The organism is Streptomyces venezuelae (assembly GCF_008642315.1).
GTDB lineage: Bacteria > Actinomycetota > Actinomycetes > Streptomycetales > Streptomycetaceae > Streptomyces > Streptomyces venezuelae_D.
In genome coordinates this window covers 5885764-5900610 of sequence record NZ_CP029192.1, presented here as the reverse complement: position 1 = coordinate 5900610, position 14847 = coordinate 5885764, and the positions used below count along the sequence as shown (strand labels likewise).

The 14847-nt window shown below is 70.7% G+C and carries 11 protein-coding genes; 6 read left to right on the top strand and 5 right to left on the bottom strand.

What is annotated here, in order from left to right; translation table 11 throughout:
* Positions 1-125: 125 nt before the first annotated feature.
* Positions 126-611: a ribose-5-phosphate isomerase gene (locus DEJ48_RS25845; protein ID WP_150218646.1), complete on the bottom strand. Its 486-nt coding sequence runs from the start codon at positions 609-611 to the stop codon at positions 126-128.
* Between the two features lie 184 nt (positions 612-795).
* On the opposite strand from DEJ48_RS25845, the gene DEJ48_RS25840 reads away from it, so the two are divergent.
* The gene (locus tag DEJ48_RS25840) at positions 796-2250 is read left to right on the top strand and encodes an amino acid permease (RefSeq protein ID WP_150218645.1); all 1455 of its coding nucleotides are present in this window, start codon (positions 796-798) and stop codon (positions 2248-2250) included.
* Positions 2251-2329: 79 nt separating this feature from the next.
* On the opposite strand, the gene DEJ48_RS25835 is transcribed toward DEJ48_RS25840, so the two are convergent.
* Positions 2330-2908, bottom strand: a complete 579-nt coding sequence (locus tag DEJ48_RS25835) for a biotin transporter BioY (protein WP_150184124.1) — start codon at positions 2906-2908, stop codon at positions 2330-2332.
* Positions 2909-3172: 264 nt separating this feature from the next.
* Here DEJ48_RS25835 and DEJ48_RS25830 point away from each other — a divergent pair, with 264 nt between their 5' ends.
* The 3 genes from DEJ48_RS25830 to DEJ48_RS25820 all read left to right on the top strand — a co-directional run bounded on the left by DEJ48_RS25830 (position 3173) and on the right by DEJ48_RS25820 (position 7036).
* Positions 3173-4609 (top strand): amino acid permease, encoded by a 1437-nt coding sequence (locus DEJ48_RS25830; RefSeq protein ID WP_150218644.1) that lies wholly within the window; start codon positions 3173-3175, stop codon positions 4607-4609.
* Between the two features lie 146 nt (positions 4610-4755).
* Positions 4756-6177 (top strand): amino acid permease, encoded by a 1422-nt coding sequence (locus DEJ48_RS25825; protein WP_150218643.1) that lies wholly within the window; start codon positions 4756-4758, stop codon positions 6175-6177.
* A 208-nt stretch (positions 6178-6385) separates the two neighbouring features.
* Positions 6386-7036: a superoxide dismutase gene (locus DEJ48_RS25820; protein WP_055701917.1), complete on the top strand. Its 651-nt coding sequence runs from the start codon at positions 6386-6388 to the stop codon at positions 7034-7036.
* Positions 7037-7173: 137 nt separating this feature from the next.
* Here the strand turns inward: DEJ48_RS25820 and DEJ48_RS25815 are convergent, their stop codons facing one another.
* Positions 7174-7815, bottom strand: a complete 642-nt coding sequence (locus DEJ48_RS25815; protein WP_150218642.1) for a DsbA family protein — start codon at positions 7813-7815, stop codon at positions 7174-7176.
* A gap of 144 nt (positions 7816-7959) precedes the next feature.
* On the opposite strand from DEJ48_RS25815, the gene pepN reads away from it, so the two are divergent.
* Positions 7960-10536, top strand: coding sequence for an aminopeptidase N (gene pepN, locus DEJ48_RS25810; RefSeq protein ID WP_150218641.1), 2577 nt, complete (start codon positions 7960-7962; stop codon positions 10534-10536).
* Positions 10537-10714: 178 nt separating this feature from the next.
* Positions 10715-11770, top strand: a complete 1056-nt coding sequence (locus DEJ48_RS25805) for a hypothetical protein (protein WP_150218640.1) — start codon at positions 10715-10717, stop codon at positions 11768-11770.
* Positions 11771-11779: 9 nt separating this feature from the next.
* Here the strand turns inward: DEJ48_RS25805 and DEJ48_RS25800 are convergent, their stop codons facing one another.
* Positions 11780-12946 carry a serine hydrolase domain-containing protein gene (locus DEJ48_RS25800; protein ID WP_150218639.1) on the bottom strand — a complete coding sequence of 389 codons (1167 nt, stop codon included), beginning with the start codon at positions 12944-12946 and terminating at the stop codon, positions 11780-11782.
* A gap of 113 nt (positions 12947-13059) precedes the next feature.
* Positions 13060-14847: a TIGR03767 family metallophosphoesterase gene (locus DEJ48_RS25795; protein WP_150218638.1), complete on the bottom strand. Its 1788-nt coding sequence runs from the start codon at positions 14845-14847 to the stop codon at positions 13060-13062.

The following is a 14847-nucleotide window of genomic DNA, read 5'->3' as shown; positions in this document are numbered from 1 at the left end:
AGCCGGCCTCTCCGGCGCTGAGGTCGTCCTCAAACGCCGGACTGGCTGACAGGCCCCCGGCACGGGGGAAGCCGGCCTCTCCGGCGTTTGAGGAGCGGGGTTCGGGGTGGAGCCCCGTGGTCTCGTTACGGCTGGGGGTGGTGGGCCGGGACGGGGGGGAGCTCACCCGTCTGCTCGTAGGCCGAGAGCATCTCGATGCGGCGCGTGTGCCGCTCCTCACCCGAGTACGGCGTCGCCAGGAAGATCTCGACGAACTTCGTCGCCTCTTCCTGCGTGTGCATCCGGCCGCCGATGGAGATGACGTTCGCGTCGTTGTGCTCGCGGCCGAGCGCCGCCGTCTGCTCGCTCCAGGCCAGGGCCGCCCGCACGCCCTTCACCTTGTTCGCGGCGATCTGCTCGCCGTTGCCGGAGCCGCCGATGACGATGCCGAGGGCCTCCGGGTCCGCGGCGGTCTTCTCCGCGGCGCGCAGGCAGAACGGCGGGTAGTCGTCCTGGGCGTCATAGATGTGGGGCCCGCAGTCGACGGGCTCATGGCCGTGGCTCTTGAGCCATTCGACCAAGTGGTTCTTGAGTTCGTAGCCGGCATGATCCGAGCCGAGGTACACGCGCATGGGTCCGAGTGTGGCACGCCGCGAGGTGGGTAGCCGCGACCGGGCAGGATCTTGATCTTCCTGATCGGGACCTTGGTCCAGGCCTTTTGGCCGGAATACAACGATCCGGATTCAGGACTTCCGTCCCGTTCACCCCTGAGTTTGAATGCGGGGGCTCGTGACCCGAGAACTTAAGGATTCGTCCATGACCTCGCAACCCTCCCTTGCGAAGGCAGACAGCACGCCCCATCCCCCTGGGGATCCGCGGTCTGGCGACAGTGGTGACACCGGCGACGGCCTGAAAGCGGGTCTCAAGAACCGCCACCTCTCCATGATCGCGATCGGCGGTGTGATCGGCGCCGGTCTCTTCGTCGGCTCGAGTTCCGGCATCGCCGCCGCGGGACCCGCGATCCTCGTCTCGTACGCCCTCGTCGGCACGATGGTCGTCCTCGTGATGCGGATGCTCGGCGAGATGGCCGCCGCACGGCCCGCTTCCGGCTCCTTCTCCACCTACGCCGACCAGGCGCTCGGCCGCTGGGCCGGCTTCTCCATCGGCTGGCTCTACTGGTTCTTCTGGGTCGTCGTGCTCGCCGTGGAGGCCACCGCGGGCGCCGTGATCCTCAACGGCTGGATACCCGCCGTCCCGCAGTGGGGCTGGGCGCTCATCGTGATGGTCGTGCTCACCGCCACGAACCTCGTGTCCGTGGGCTCCTACGGTGAGTTCGAGTTCTGGTTCGCCGGGATCAAGGTCGTCGCCATCGGCGGCTTCGTGGTCATCGGCCTGCTCGCCGTCTTCGGCGTGCTGCCGGGTTCCGACAACCCGGGCGCCGGATTCGCGCACCTCACCGACGCGGGCGGCTTCATGCCCAAGGGCGCGGGCGCCATCCTCACCGGTGTGCTGATGGTCGTCTTCTCCTTCATGGGCAGCGAGATCGTCACGCTGGCCGCCGGCGAGTCCGAGGACCCGCAGCGCGCCGTCACCAAGGCGACCAACAGCGTCATCTGGCGCATCGGCGTCTTCTACCTGGGCTCGATCCTCGTCGTCATCACCCTCCTGCCGTGGAACGACAAGTCGATCACCGAGGACGGCAGTTACGTCGCCGCGCTCAACTCGATCGGCATCCCGCACGCCGGTCAGGTCATGAACGTCATCGTGCTCACCGCGGTGCTCTCCTGCCTCAACTCCGGGCTCTACACCGCCTCCCGCATGGCCTTCTCGCTCGGCCAGCGCGGTGACGCGCCCAAGGCTTTCGCGCGCACCAACGCGCGGGGCGTCCCGCAGGCCGCGATCCTCGGCTCGGTCGTCTTCGGCTTCGTCGCCGTCTGGTTCAACTACCAGTGGAAGGACACCGTCTTCGACTTCCTGCTGAACTCCTCGGGCGCCGTGGCCCTCTTCGTGTGGCTGATCATCAGCTTCACGCAGCTGCGGATGCGCGGGATCATCCTGCGCGAGGAGCCGGAGAAGCTCGTCGTGAAGATGTGGCTCTTCCCGTACCTGACGTGGGTCACGATCGCGATGATCTCGTTCGTCCTCGTCTACATGCTGACCGACGAGGCCGGCCGCAAGCAGGTGCTGCTCTCGCTCCTCGCCGCCGCCTTCGTGGTCGTCTTCTCGCTCGTACGGGAGAAGGTCCGCCCCCGGGACGCGGTCGACGCCTGACCCCGCCCCTCTCCCACACACGACGACGCCCCCGCGGATCTCTCCGCGGGGGCGTCGTCGTACGCGCTCCGGTCCGCTGTCAGCGGTCGAGGAACTTCCACGCCGTCGGCAGGACGCCCATCGCGAGCGCGGCCTTCAGGGCGTCGCCGATCAGGAACGGCGTGAGGCCGGCGGCGACCGCCTGGGTCATCGACATGCCGGTGGCGGCGGCCAGGTACGGGACGCCGACCGCGTAGATGATCGCGGAACCGAGGACCATCGTGCCCGCCGTGCGCAGCACGGAGCGGTCGCCGCCGCGGCGGGCCAGGGCGCCCACCACGGTGGCGGCGAGCAGCATGCCGAGGACGTAGCCGAGGGACGGGGCCGCGACGCCGGAGCCGGCCTGCGCGAACCACGGCATGCCCGCCATGCCCACGAGGGCGTACAGCGCGAGGGAGAGGAAGCCGCGGCGGGCGCCGAGCGACGTGCCGACGAGCAGCGCGGCGAAGGTCTGGCCGGTCACCGGCACCGGGGAGCCCGGCACGGGCACCGCGATCTGGGCGGCGATTCCGGTGAGCGCGGCGCCGCCGAGCACGAGCGCCGCGTCCTTCACACGGGACGCGGGCAGCAGGTCGGCGAGGACCTGGCCGGGGCGGGTGGTGGCAGCGGCGATGCTCATCGGGGACTCCGCGGGGGACGTGGGCAGGTGGGAACGCGTCGACGCTATCCCAGGCGGCACGGCGGCAACACGGTCATCGGCCGACAACCCGGGGGCGGGGCCTTGGTGGGCTCCGTACAAAGGGGTTCGTGTACACCTCGGACGGCGTGATGCTCGTCACTGAGGTCGGCGGGTGGGTGCCCCGTTTTGCGCGAGGGGCCGCGCCCCGGAGAGACTGTGGAGTCCCGCCAAAGTCTTGTGAGCCCCGAGAGCAGCCTGAGCACCATGCACGACGCACCACCGGACAGCCTGCCCGCGACGGGGTCCGGACCCGAGCCCCTCGGCGGCGGCCTCAAGCAGCGTCACCTCACCATGCTCGGCCTGGGCGGTGTCATCGGCGCCGGGCTCTTCGTGGGATCGGGCGCCGGGATCTCGGTGGCGGGCCCCGGCATCGTCGTCTCGTATCTGATCGCGGGGGCGCTCGCGATGTGTGTGATGCGGATGCTCGGCGAGATGTCGGCGGCGATGCCCGCTTCGGGTTCGTTCTCCGTGCACGCGGAGCGCGCGCTGGGCCGCTGGGCGGGGTTCAGCGTCGGCTGGCTCTACTGGTTCCTGCTGGTCGTGGTGCTCGCCGTGGAGGCGACCGGCGCCGCGCAGATCGCCAACGGCTGGGCGCCGGCGGTGCCGCAGTGGGCCTGGGTGCTGCTCTTCATGGTCGTCTTCACGGCGGCCAACCTCGCGTCGGTGAAGAACTTCGGCGAGTTCGAGTTCTGGTTCGCGACCCTCAAGGTCTTCGCGATCATCGCGTTCCTGGTCCTCGGCCTGCTCGCGGTCTTCGGCGTGCTGCCGGAGACGGACCCGGTGGGCCTGACGAATCTGACCGGTCAGGGCGGGTTCCTGCCGCACGGCTGGTCCGGTGTCGTCTCGGGCGTCCTCGCCGTCGTCTTCGCGTTCGGCGGCCTTGAGGTCGTGACGATCGCGGCCGCCGAGTCCGACGACCCGGTGCGCTCGGTGGCCCGCGCGGTGCGCAGCGCGGTCTACCGGATCCTCTTCTTCTACGTCGGGTCGATGCTGGTCATCGTGACGGTGCTGCCCTGGACGGCGCAGCAGGCGGGGGTCAGTCCGTATGTGACGGTCCTCGACTCGATCGGGGTGCCGTCCGCCGGGACGATCATGAACATCGTGGTGTTCGTGGCGCTGCTCTCCGCGCTGAACGCCAACCTGTACGGGTCCTCCCGGATGGTCTTCTCGCTGGCCGAGCGCGGCGAGGCACCGAGGGCGCTGCTGAAGGTGTCCCGCCGCGGGACGTCCGGCGGCGAGGCGTCCGGCGGCGGGGTGCCGCGGCGTGCGGTCCTCGCGTCCGTCGCGTTCGGCTTCGTGTCCGTGGTCCTCAATCTGAAGTGGCCGGACTCCGTCTTCCTCTACATGCTCAACTCCGTCGGCGCGGTGCTGCTCTTCGTCTGGGCGCTGATCGCGGTGTCGCAGTTGCGGCTGCGGCGGCGCATCGAGCGCGAGGCGCCGGAGCGGCTCGTGCTGCGGATGTGGGCGTTCCCGTATCTGACGTGGGCGGCGCTGGCCGCGATGGCGGCCGTGCTCGGGCTGATGCTGACGGACGCCGACGCGCGGCCGCAGCTGCTGTGGTCGGCGGGGGCGACGGCGCTCGTCCTGGCGGTCGCGGGGCTGCGGGAGTGGCGCGCGACCCGCACGACGAGCTCTGCGTGAACAACAGGTGAACTTGTCGTGCGCGATCCTTCACAACGTGTGAGCGTCGTGTCCGTATAGCGGTCAAGTGTTCCCTGTCAGCGGTACCGGACCTCAGACTGTGGGCCCCTCGCTCCCCCGTCTCGGCTACTGAACAGGGCACGCCCATGTCTCGGACGTCCACCCAACAGGACGCAGCACCCGACGAAGCACCGAAGGCCGACTCCCCGCTGGTCCACGGCCTCAAGCAGCGGCACCTCTCCATGATCGCGCTCGGTGGTGTGATCGGAGCCGGGCTCTTCGTGGGCTCCGGGGCGGGCATCGCCGCGGCCGGTCCCTCGATCGTCCTCGCCTACGCCGTCTCCGGCGCACTTGTCATGCTCGTGATGCGCATGCTCGGTGAGATGTCGGCCGCGAACCCCGCGTCGGGCTCCTTCTCGGTCCACGCCGAGCGCGCCATCGGCCCTTGGGCGGGCTTCACCGCGGGCTGGGGCTTCTGGTTCCTGCTCTGCGTCGCCGTCGGACTCGAAGGCATCGGCGCCGCCAAGATCATGGTGGGCTGGTTCCCCGACAGCCCCGAGTGGGTGTGGGTCGCCCTCTTCATGCTGGTGTTCTGCGGCGCCAACCTGACGGCCGTGAAGAACTTCGGCGAGTTCGAGTTCTGGTTCGCCGCCCTCAAGGTCGGCGCCATCACGCTCTTCCTCGGCATCGGCGTCCTCGCGATCCTCGGCGTCCTGCCGGGCTCGGACAACCCGGCCCCCGGCCTGGAGAACCTGACGGGCGAGGGCGGCTTCATGCCGAACGGCACGGACGGCCTGATCATCGGCCTCCTCGCCTCCGTCTTCGCGTACGGCGGCCTGGAGACCGTCACGATCGCCGCCGCCGAGTCCGAGAACCCGGTCAAGAGCGTCGCGAAGGCCGTGCGCACCGCGATGTGGCGCATCGCCGTCTTCTACGTCGGTTCGATGCTCGTCGTCGTGACGCTGCTGCCGTGGGACAACAAGGAGGTCGCCGCCAAGGGACCGTACGTCGCCACGCTCGACCACCTGGGCATCCCCGGCGCCGGCGAGATCATGAACGTCATCGTCCTGGTCGCCCTGCTCTCCGCGATGAACGCCAACATCTACGGCGCCTCGCGCATGTCGTACTCCCTGATCGAGCGCGGCCAGGGCCCGAAGGCGCTCGGCAAGGTCTCGGGCGGCGTGCCGCGCCTCGCGGTGCTCGCCTCCTCCGTCTTCGGCTTCGTCTGCGTGCTGCTCAGCTACTGGCGTCCGGACGACGTCTTCCCGTGGCTGCTCAACATGATCGGCGCGATGATCCTGATGGTCTGGATCTTCATCGCCGTCTCGCAGCTCATCCTGCGCCGCAGGACCGAGCGCGAGGCCCCGGAGAAGCTCGTCATCCGGATGTGGGCGTTCCCGTTCCTGACGTGGGTGGCGCTCGCCGCCATGGCGTACATCTTCTACCTGATGACCGACCAGCCCGACACGCGCAAGCAGCTGCTCGCCACGGGCGGTCTGACGCTGGCGCTCGCCGTCATCGGGATCGTGCGGCAGAAGCTCGCGGAGAGGCGGGCGGCGGCCGTCTAGGCACTGACCTCCCCCAAGGAGCCCCGGACCAGGTGGTCCGGGGCTCCTTCGCATGGCCGGGCACGCGGAGGCGTACGCGGATGTTCCCGCGCGGACCTAGGACGAAGGGCTGATCAACTTCTCCCAGTAGCTGCTGCTAGCCTGCACTTGCGAAGCAGTTGCAATAACTTGAGAATCACAGCAGAGCAGCAGTCGGAGGGCTCGGATCATGGCCATTTACACGCTTCCTGAACTTCCGTACGACTACGCGGCGCTCGAACCTGTCATCAACCCGCAGATCATCGAGCTGCACCACGACAAGCACCACGCGGCGTACGTGAAGGGCGCGAACGACACTCTTGAGCAGCTGGAGGAGGCGCGCGACAAGGAGACGTGGGGCGCCATCAACGGCCTGGAGAAGAACCTCGCGTTCCACCTCTCCGGCCACATCCTGCACAGCATCTACTGGCACAACATGAACAGCCCGAAGGACGGCGGCGGCGGCGAGCCGCTGGCCGCGGACGGCGTGGGCGACCTCGCCGACGCGATCACCGAGTCCTTCGGCTCCTTCGCCAAGTTCAAGGCCCAGCTGACCAAGGCCTCGGCGACGACGCAGGGCTCCGGCTGGGGCGTGCTCGCCTACGAGCCGCTCAGCAACCGCCTCATCGTCGAGCAGGTCTACGACCACCAGGGCAACGTCGGCCAGGGCTCGACGCCGATCCTGGTCTTCGACGCCTGGGAGCACGCCTTCTACCTGCAGTACAAGAACCAGAAGGTCGACTTCATCGAGGCCATGTGGCAGGTCGTCAACTGGCAGGACGTGGCCAAGCGTTACGCGGCCGCCAAGGAGCGGGTGAACAGCCTCCTGCTGGCCCCGTGACGCCGCACCCCGTGGAAAAACGTCCTGCCTCGTGATCGTCTTCTCAACTTTCGCCGAGGCAGGCGGATGAAGGAAAGGCCCCCGTGAGGACGTGACTCACGGGGGCCTTTCTGTACGCGCCGGTTCTTTTCGGGGCGTCAGTCGAAGATGGGGCCCTGGGTGCGGGTCCGCTTGATCTCGTAGAAGCCCGGGGTCGAGGCCACCAGCAGGGTGCCGTCCCAGAGCTTCGCCGCCGCCTCGCCCTTGGGGGCGGGGGTCACGACCGGGCCGAAGAAGGCGACCTGCTCGCCGTCGGCGCCGGGGACGGCGATGACCGGCGTGCCGACCTCCTGGCCGACCTTGTCGATGCCCTCCTTGTGGGAGGCGCGCAGCTCCGTGTCGTACGCGTCCGAGTCCATGAAGTCGACCAGGTCGGCGGGCAGGCCCGCGTCCGCCAGGGCGCCGACGACCGCCTCGCGGGTCGGGCCCTCGCCACGGTTGTGGAAACGGGTGCCGAGCGCGGTGTAGAGCCTGCCGAGGACCTCGTCGCCGTGCTTCTGCTGGGCGGCGATGACGACGCGGACGGGGCCCCAGGCCTTCGTCTCCAGCATCTCGCGGTACTCCTCGGGGAGATCGTCGAGCTTGTCCTCGTTCAGGACGGCCAGGCTCATGACGTGCCAGCGGACCTCCACGTCACGGACCTTCTCGACCTCCAGCATCCAGCGGGACGTCATCCAGGCCCAGGGGCACAGCGGGTCGAACCAGAAGTCGACGGGGGTCTTGCTGCCGTTCTCGGACATGTCTCTCCCTAGGGAATCCGTTCGCATCTGGCCGGGGAAACGTCCGTGGCACACCGGGGCATTCCCGGATGTCGGCCGCAGACGGCACATGCGAGGATCGTAGACATTCGTACGAGTCATGCGAGTCACAAGGGAGTGCCGCCCGTGCCCGGTGAGAATCTGTCCCGCGACGAGGCCCGCGAGAGGGCCGCGCTGCTCTCCGTCGACGGTTACGAGGTCTTCCTGGACCTGCGGTCGGCGGTCGGCGAGAGCGGTCAGGAGCCGCGCACGTTCCGCTCGGTCACCACGATCCGGTTCCGCGGCGCCGAGCCGGGCGCCGCGACCTTCGCCGACCTGATCGCGCCGAGCGTCACCGCGGTGTCGCTCAACGGCAAGGACCTGGACCCCTCCGAGGTCTTCGACGGCACCCGGATCACGCTGGAGGATCTGGCCGAGGAGAACGAACTGGTGGTGGACGCCCAGTGTGCGTACAGCCGCACCGGTGAGGGCATGCACCGCTTCGTCGACCCGGAGGACGGCGAGCTCTATCTGTACACGCAGTACGAACCGGCGGACGCCCGCCGCGTCTTCGCCAACTTCGAGCAGCCCGACCTGAAGGCGCCCTACCGCTTCTCGGTCCAGGCCCCCGAGGGCTGGACCGCGTGGTCCAACGGCGAGGGCGAGCTGGCCGACGGCGTGTGGAAGTTCGCCGAGACCAAGCCGATCTCGACGTACATCACGGCGGTCGTCGCGGGCCCGTACCACTACGTGACGGACTCCTACACGCGCGTCCTCGACGACGGCACCCGCCTGGAGATCCCCCTCGGCGCGATGTGCCGCAAGGGCCTCGCCCCGCACTTCGACGCCGACGACGTCTTCCTCGTCACCAAGCAGGGCCTGGACTTCTTCCACGACAACTTCGACTACCCGTACCCGTTCGGGAAGTACGACCAGGCGTTCGTGCCGGAGTACAACCTCGGCGCGATGGAGAACCCGGGCCTGGTGACCTTCCGCGAGGAGTTCATCTTCCGCGGCAAGGTGACCCAGGCGTCGTACGAACGCCGGGCCAACGTCATCCTCCACGAGATGGCGCACATGTGGTTCGGCGACCTCGTCACCATGCGGTGGTGGGACGACCTGTGGCTCAAGGAGTCCTTCGCCGACTTCATGGGCTCCTTCTCCATGGTGGAGGCGACCCGCTTCACCAACGGCTGGATCACCTTCGCCAACAACCGCAAGGCGTGGGCCTACCGCGCCGACCAGCTGCCCTCCACGCACCCGGTCACGGCCGACATCCGCGACCTGGAGGACGCCAAGCTCAACTTCGACGGGATCACGTACGCCAAGGGCGCATCGGTCCTCAAGCAGCTCGTCGCGTACGTGGGGCGGGACGCGTTCCTTGAGGGCGCCCGGCGCTACTTCAAGCGGCACGCGTACGGGAACACGGTCCTCGGCGACCTGCTCTCGGTCCTGGAGGAGACCTCCGGGCGCGACATGGCGTCCTGGTCGCGCGCCTGGCTCCAGACGGCCGGCGTCAACTCCCTGACCCCGCAGGTCATCCTGAACGCGGAGGGTCGGATCACCGAGCTCTCCGTCCTCCAGGAGGCCGCCGAGTCCCACCCCGAGCTGCGCCCGCACCGCGTGGCCGTGGGCCTCTACCGCCGGTCGTCGGGCGGCGACCTGGAGCGGTACGCGCGCGCGGAGGTCGACGTCGACGGGCCGCGCACGGTCGTGGCCGAGCTCGCCGGCGAGTCGGCGCCCGAGCTCGTCCTGGTCAACGACGACGACCTGACGTACTGCAAGATCCGCTTCGACGAGAACTCCCTCGCCACGCTGCGGGACCACCTCGGCGACATCACCGACCCGCTGGCCCGCGCCCTGTGCTGGTCCGCGCTGTGGAGCCTCACGCGGGACGGGCTCATGCCCGCGCGGGACTTCATCGGCCTCGTGCTGCGCTTCGCCGGGCGGGAGAGCGACATCGGCGTCCTGCAGATGCTGCACGCCTGGACGAACTCCGCCCTCACGCACTATGCCGCGCCGGAGTGGCGCGAGGAGGGCGGCAGGGCGCTCGCCGAGGGCGCGCTGCGGGAGCTGCGGATCGCGGCGCCGGGCAGCCAGCACCAGCTGACGTGGGCGCGGTTCTTCGCGTCGGTGGCGTCGTCGTCGGCCGACCTGCAGCTGCTGCAGGGCTTCCTGGACGGCAACGCCAAGATCGACGGCCTGGAGGTCGACCAGGAGCTGCGCTGGGCGTTCCTGAGTCCGCTGGCCGCGCACGGCGCCGCCGACGAGGAGGCCCTCGCCGCCGAACTGGCCAGGGACGACACCGCCTCCGGCAAGCGGCACCAGGTGCGGTGCCTGGCCGCGCGGCCCTCGGCGGCCGTCAAGGCGCAGGCCTGGGCCGCCGTGGTGGAGTCCGACCAGCTGTCCAACGCGCTGGTCGAGGCGACGATCGCGGGCTTCGCCCAGCCGTCGCAGCGGGAGCTCGCCGCGCCGTACGTGTCCAAGTACTTCGCGGCGATCGAGCGGGTGTGGGCCGAGCGGTCCATCCAGATCGGCATGGACGTGGTGCGGGGCCTCTTCCCGCACCTCCAGGGCGACGCGGCGACGCTGGCGACGGCCGACGAGTGGCTCGCCGCGCACGAGTCGTCCGCACCGGCCCTGCGCCGTCTGGTCCTGGAAGCACGCGACGACCTGGCGCGGTCGCTGCGGGCACAGGCGTGCGACGCGGGCGCGGCGGTCTAGCTCGGAGTGAGGCAATGGCCTGTGCCGTCGCGCGGCGGCGGCGCAGGTCAGGGCGTGTGCCGGGGGCCGGAGATCCTCGGCAGTCGAACGCCCGTGCTTTAGGGCGAGGTTGTCCGGGTTTGTCGACGGGCGTGTAACAGCGGTTAGCGGGGCGAGGGGGCGCGGGAACGACCGGGTCATGAACCACAACGCCCCGCTCTCCCCCCTCCCCCTCACGCACCTCGCCGACGTCCAGCTGCGCGTCATGAGCACGGCCCAGCTCGGCGAGCACGGCGTCTCCGCGGCGGACGCCGGCGCGCACTGCCGGCCCGGCGGCCCCTGGCAGCAACTCCTGCCCGGCGTCTGCCTGTTGCACCCCGGCCCGCCGACCAGCGAGGAGCGGCTGCACGGCGCCCTGCTCTACGCGGGCCGCCTGCCCGCACGCGAGGCCAGGGCCGTGCCCTCCCAGCCCCGCGCGGGCGAGCCGCACGCCGTCTACGCCGACGCGATGATCACCGGGCTCGCCGCGCTGGCCCTGCACCGCTTCTCGTCCGCTCCCCCGCTGCTCTCCCTGGACCGCATCGACGTCCTGGTGCCCCGCACCCGGCGCCTGCGCTCCGTGGGCTTCACCCGGCTCGTGCGCAGCGCCGCGCTGCCGACTCCCCAGCAGATCACGGGAGTTCCGGTCGCCCCCGTGCCCCGCGCGCTCGCCGACGCGGTGGCGCAGCTCGCCGACGCGGGGGCGGTGCGGCGGCTGCTCACCGAGGCGGTGCGCGGCGGCCACTGCGAACCCGCCGCGGTCGTCCGGGAGTTGACCCAGGCGCGTCTCCTCTCCCGTCCGCACGTGGTGGACGCCGTCGACTCCCTGATCGCCGAGGGGCGGGCCATCGCCGAGGACCGGCTGTACCGCATGGTCGCCGAGCACGGTCTGCCCGACCCGATGTGGAACGTCGACCTGCGGCTGCCCGGCGGCCCGCACCTCGGCGGCGTCGACGCCTACTGGCCCGACCAGGCCGTGGCCGTGGAGCTGGACACGCGGGCGCCCCGGCAGGGCCTGAAGCCGGAGGACGAGGCAGTGTGGTCCGAGTACGTCCGCAAGCGCGAGCACCTGGAGCGGCTCGGCATCACCGTCGTCCACATCACCCCGAGGAAGCTCAGGGACTCACTGGAGCAGCAGGCCACCGTGGTGCGGACGGCCCTGATGGCGTCGACGGACCGCGAGCCGGCGGCGTACGTCGTGGTGCTGCCCAGCTAGTGCCCCGCCTCAGCCCTTCCCGCAGAACTCCGCGTCGAGGAGCGGCTCCCGCTCGCCGCCGGGACCGTTGAAGTCGAGCGCCAGCGCGTGCTTGCCGTCGGGCGTCGCGACCGCCGCGGACGCCGAGCCGTGGATGTCGCCGCCGTGGCCCCAGACGACCGTGCCGCACGTGGTCCTGAACGGTTCGAGGCCGAGGCCGTACCGCTGACCGGGCCGGTCCTCCCCCTTCGGGACGGTGGTCTTCATCTCCGCGAGCTGCTTCTTCGGCAGGAGCCTCCCCCGCAGCAGCGCCGCGTAGAAGCGGTTCAGGTCGGCCGAGTCGGAGATCATGCCGCCCGCCGCGCCCGCCACGGTCGGGTTCAGCTCCGTCACGTCGTGGTTCCTGGCGTCGGGCTCGTCGGAGAGCTTGGTGTACGCCCGTGAACTCGGCTTCGGGAGGGTCGGATCGGTGCCGGGGACCGAGGTGGCGCGCAGGCCCAGCGGCTCGATGATGCGCCGCTCGATCTCCTGCGCGTACGGATGGCCGGTGATCCGCTCGATGAGCTCTCCGGCGATGACGTAGTTGGTGTTGGAGTACTTCCAGTCGGTGCCGGGCGCGAAGTCCGGCTCGTGGCGCACGGCGAGGGCGATCTGCTGCTCGGCGGTCCAGGTGTCGTAACGGTGGTCGAGGAACTCCTCGCTGAACACCTTGCGCCGGAACTCGTCGTCGGACGTGACGTCGTAGATGCCGCTGGTGTGGTTGAGGACCTGGCGGACCGTGATCCGGTCGCCGTCGTGGCCGTTGCCCTCGACGACGCCCGGCAGCCACCGGCCGATCGTGTCGTCCAGGTCTAGGCGGCCCTCGGCCTCCAGCTGGAGGAGCACGGTCGCGACGAAGGTCTTGGTGATGCTGCCGATCCGGTAGTGGTCGTGGGCACCGCGCGGGGTGTGCCGGGCGAGGTCGCCGGTGCCCGCGGCGGCGTTCCAGGGGCCGTGCCGGTCCTTGGCCTGCACGGTGACGCCGGGCGCGGCCTCGTTCAGGGCGGCCTTCATGGCCCGCAGGGTCGCGCGGTGTCCCTCGCCCGCTCCGGGCGGCGCGGCGAGCGCGGGCGCCGCGAACGCCCCGGCCGTCACCGTCATCGCCGCCGCCACGGCGACCGCGGCCGTCACCCCTGCTCTCCCGCTGCGTACTGTCATGTCCTGCCCCTCCCGGCCTTCCGGTCCCGGACGTCGCCGTCCGGCTGTCGTCGGCCGGGGTGACCGGTGGCCGGGTGCTCAGGGTTGAGCCGCTCGCGGGGGTTGAGCCCTATTCAGCCCTTTCGCAGCACGAGTTCCGTGTTCCGGTCGCCCGCCTCGCCGCCCAACGCGGGCTTCGCGCCGGGGGCGTTGAAGGACAGCTCGCGGTACAGCGCGGCCAGCCCCGTCTGGGAGAGATCGGCGAAATCCGTGCGGTGCGGGGCGGCGGACTCGATGAGCGTGGTGAAGAGCGAAATCGTTCCGTCGTGGTTGTCGGTGAGCTCGACCACCCGCGCCAGCTGCGGGAAGTCGATGTGCGAGGCGGTGGAGACCTCCCAGAAGGCGCCGTGCGGAGTGCGGTGCGGGGTGATGGCGTTCTTGTGGCTGTGCCCGTTGACCCAGGCGAGGACGGAGCGGTACCGGCCGAGCAGCGAGACGATCTCGTCGCCGCCGTGCCGGGCCTCCCCGGGGCGCGCCGGGTCGTGACGGAGGTTGCGCATGGTCCTGCTGGTGTGATGGCTGAGGACGACGACGTACGAAGGTCCGCCGGAGCGCCGCTCGTTGGCCTTGAGTTCGCCCTCCAGCCAGCGCAGCTGGGCGGTGCCGAGCGAGCCCTCGTAGTGGCCGCCGGGGTCGGTGCTGTCCAGGCTGATGCCGAGCACGTCGTCGCTGATGCGGAAGGAGTAGTGCTGGGTGGCGGCGGCGAGGTTCTCCTGGGTGTAGCCGTGGCCGATGGGGCCGGCGCCCGTGTGGGCGGGGTCGAGGTGGGCCTGGAGGTACTCGGCGGGGGTGAAGGGGGCGCGGGACGCGTCCGGCGTGACGGACCGCATGCGCCGCTTCTCGCCCTGGAGGAGCTCCTTGAAGCGGGCGCCCTTGGGGTCGTGGCCCTTCTTGACCGCCTTCCAGAGGGCGGCTCCGCGCGTCTCGTCGAGGGACATCAGCTTCTTGCCGCCCGTGGCGAACTCGGTGAGGTACGGGTCGCGGGGCGCCCAGCAGCCGCCGGGCAGGGCGTCGTGGTTGCCGACGGTGGAGTACCAGGGCAGGCCGAGGCCCGGGCTGTTGACCTCGCGGATCGCGGCGTCGAGGAAGCCGTGCAGATGCGGGAAGCCGAGGCGCTTGTCGGCGTCGCGCAGGGAGTCGTCCGGGTGCCAGTACAGCTTGAGGCCGCTGGACTGGACGCCTTCGTAGCGGCGCGGGTCGCCCGTGTTGGGCGTGATGCGGCCGCCGCTCATCACCTTGAGGTACCAGTCGAGTTCGGCGCGGGAGTTGTTGTCGGTGTTGTCGCCGGTCGTCACGACGCAGTGCAGGGGCGCGCCGGTGGCGGGGGCGCCGCGCAGCGCGTTGACCCGTTCGACGAGGGCGACGGCGCCCGCCACGGAGAGGGACTCGTGGGGCCGCCAGGCGCTCGCGGTCTGGGCGCGCAGGTACTCGTACCGCAGCGGGTTCTGGACGTCGACGAGGTGCAGGTCGGTGAATTGCACGAAGGCGGCGAGCGCGGTCCTGCGCTCCTCGCGGCCCGGCTTGGCCGCGGCGAGGTCGCCGCGGACGACCCGCGGCCACGCCGGTCCGTCGCCGAGGCGCCGGTAGCCGGTGGTGCCGTGCGGGGCGGCCGCGGTGAGCAGGGTGGTGCCGTTCTTGTACGGCATCAGGGGCGCCGCGGGCGCCGGGCGGGAGCGCGGGACGGTGGCGCGGTCGGCGGGGGCGGCGTTTCCGGAGCCCGCGCCGGGGCCCAGCGCGTAGCCGATGCCGGCGGAGAGGGTGACCGCTCCGCCGGCGGCGAGCAGGGCACGGCGGTCGAGTCCGGCGGCGGCGCCGGTGGCGGCCGTGGCGGTTGCGGTGGCGACAGAGCGTATGCGCTGCAT

Excerpts from the sequence above, each read along its gene's own strand:
- DEJ48_RS25845 (WP_150218646.1), bottom strand. The coding sequence starts at position 611 with ATGCGCGTGTACCTCGGCTCGGATCATGCCGGCTACGAACTCAAGAAC.
- DEJ48_RS25840 (WP_150218645.1), top strand. The coding sequence starts at position 796 with ATGACCTCGCAACCCTCCCTTGCGAAGGCAGACAGCACGCCCCATCCC.
- DEJ48_RS25835 (WP_150184124.1), bottom strand. The coding sequence starts at position 2,908 with ATGAGCATCGCCGCTGCCACCACCCGCCCCGGCCAGGTCCTCGCCGAC.
- DEJ48_RS25830 (WP_150218644.1), top strand. The coding sequence starts at position 3,173 with ATGCACGACGCACCACCGGACAGCCTGCCCGCGACGGGGTCCGGACCC.
- DEJ48_RS25825 (WP_150218643.1), top strand. The coding sequence starts at position 4,756 with ATGTCTCGGACGTCCACCCAACAGGACGCAGCACCCGACGAAGCACCG.
- DEJ48_RS25820 (WP_055701917.1), top strand. The coding sequence starts at position 6,386 with ATGGCCATTTACACGCTTCCTGAACTTCCGTACGACTACGCGGCGCTC.
- DEJ48_RS25815 (WP_150218642.1), bottom strand. The coding sequence starts at position 7,815 with ATGTCCGAGAACGGCAGCAAGACCCCCGTCGACTTCTGGTTCGACCCG.
- DEJ48_RS25805 (WP_150218640.1), top strand. The coding sequence starts at position 10,715 with ATGAACCACAACGCCCCGCTCTCCCCCCTCCCCCTCACGCACCTCGCC.
- DEJ48_RS25800 (WP_150218639.1), bottom strand. The coding sequence starts at position 12,946 with ATGACAGTACGCAGCGGGAGAGCAGGGGTGACGGCCGCGGTCGCCGTG.
- DEJ48_RS25795 (WP_150218638.1), bottom strand. The coding sequence starts at position 14,847 with ATGCAGCGCATACGCTCTGTCGCCACCGCAACCGCCACGGCCGCCACC.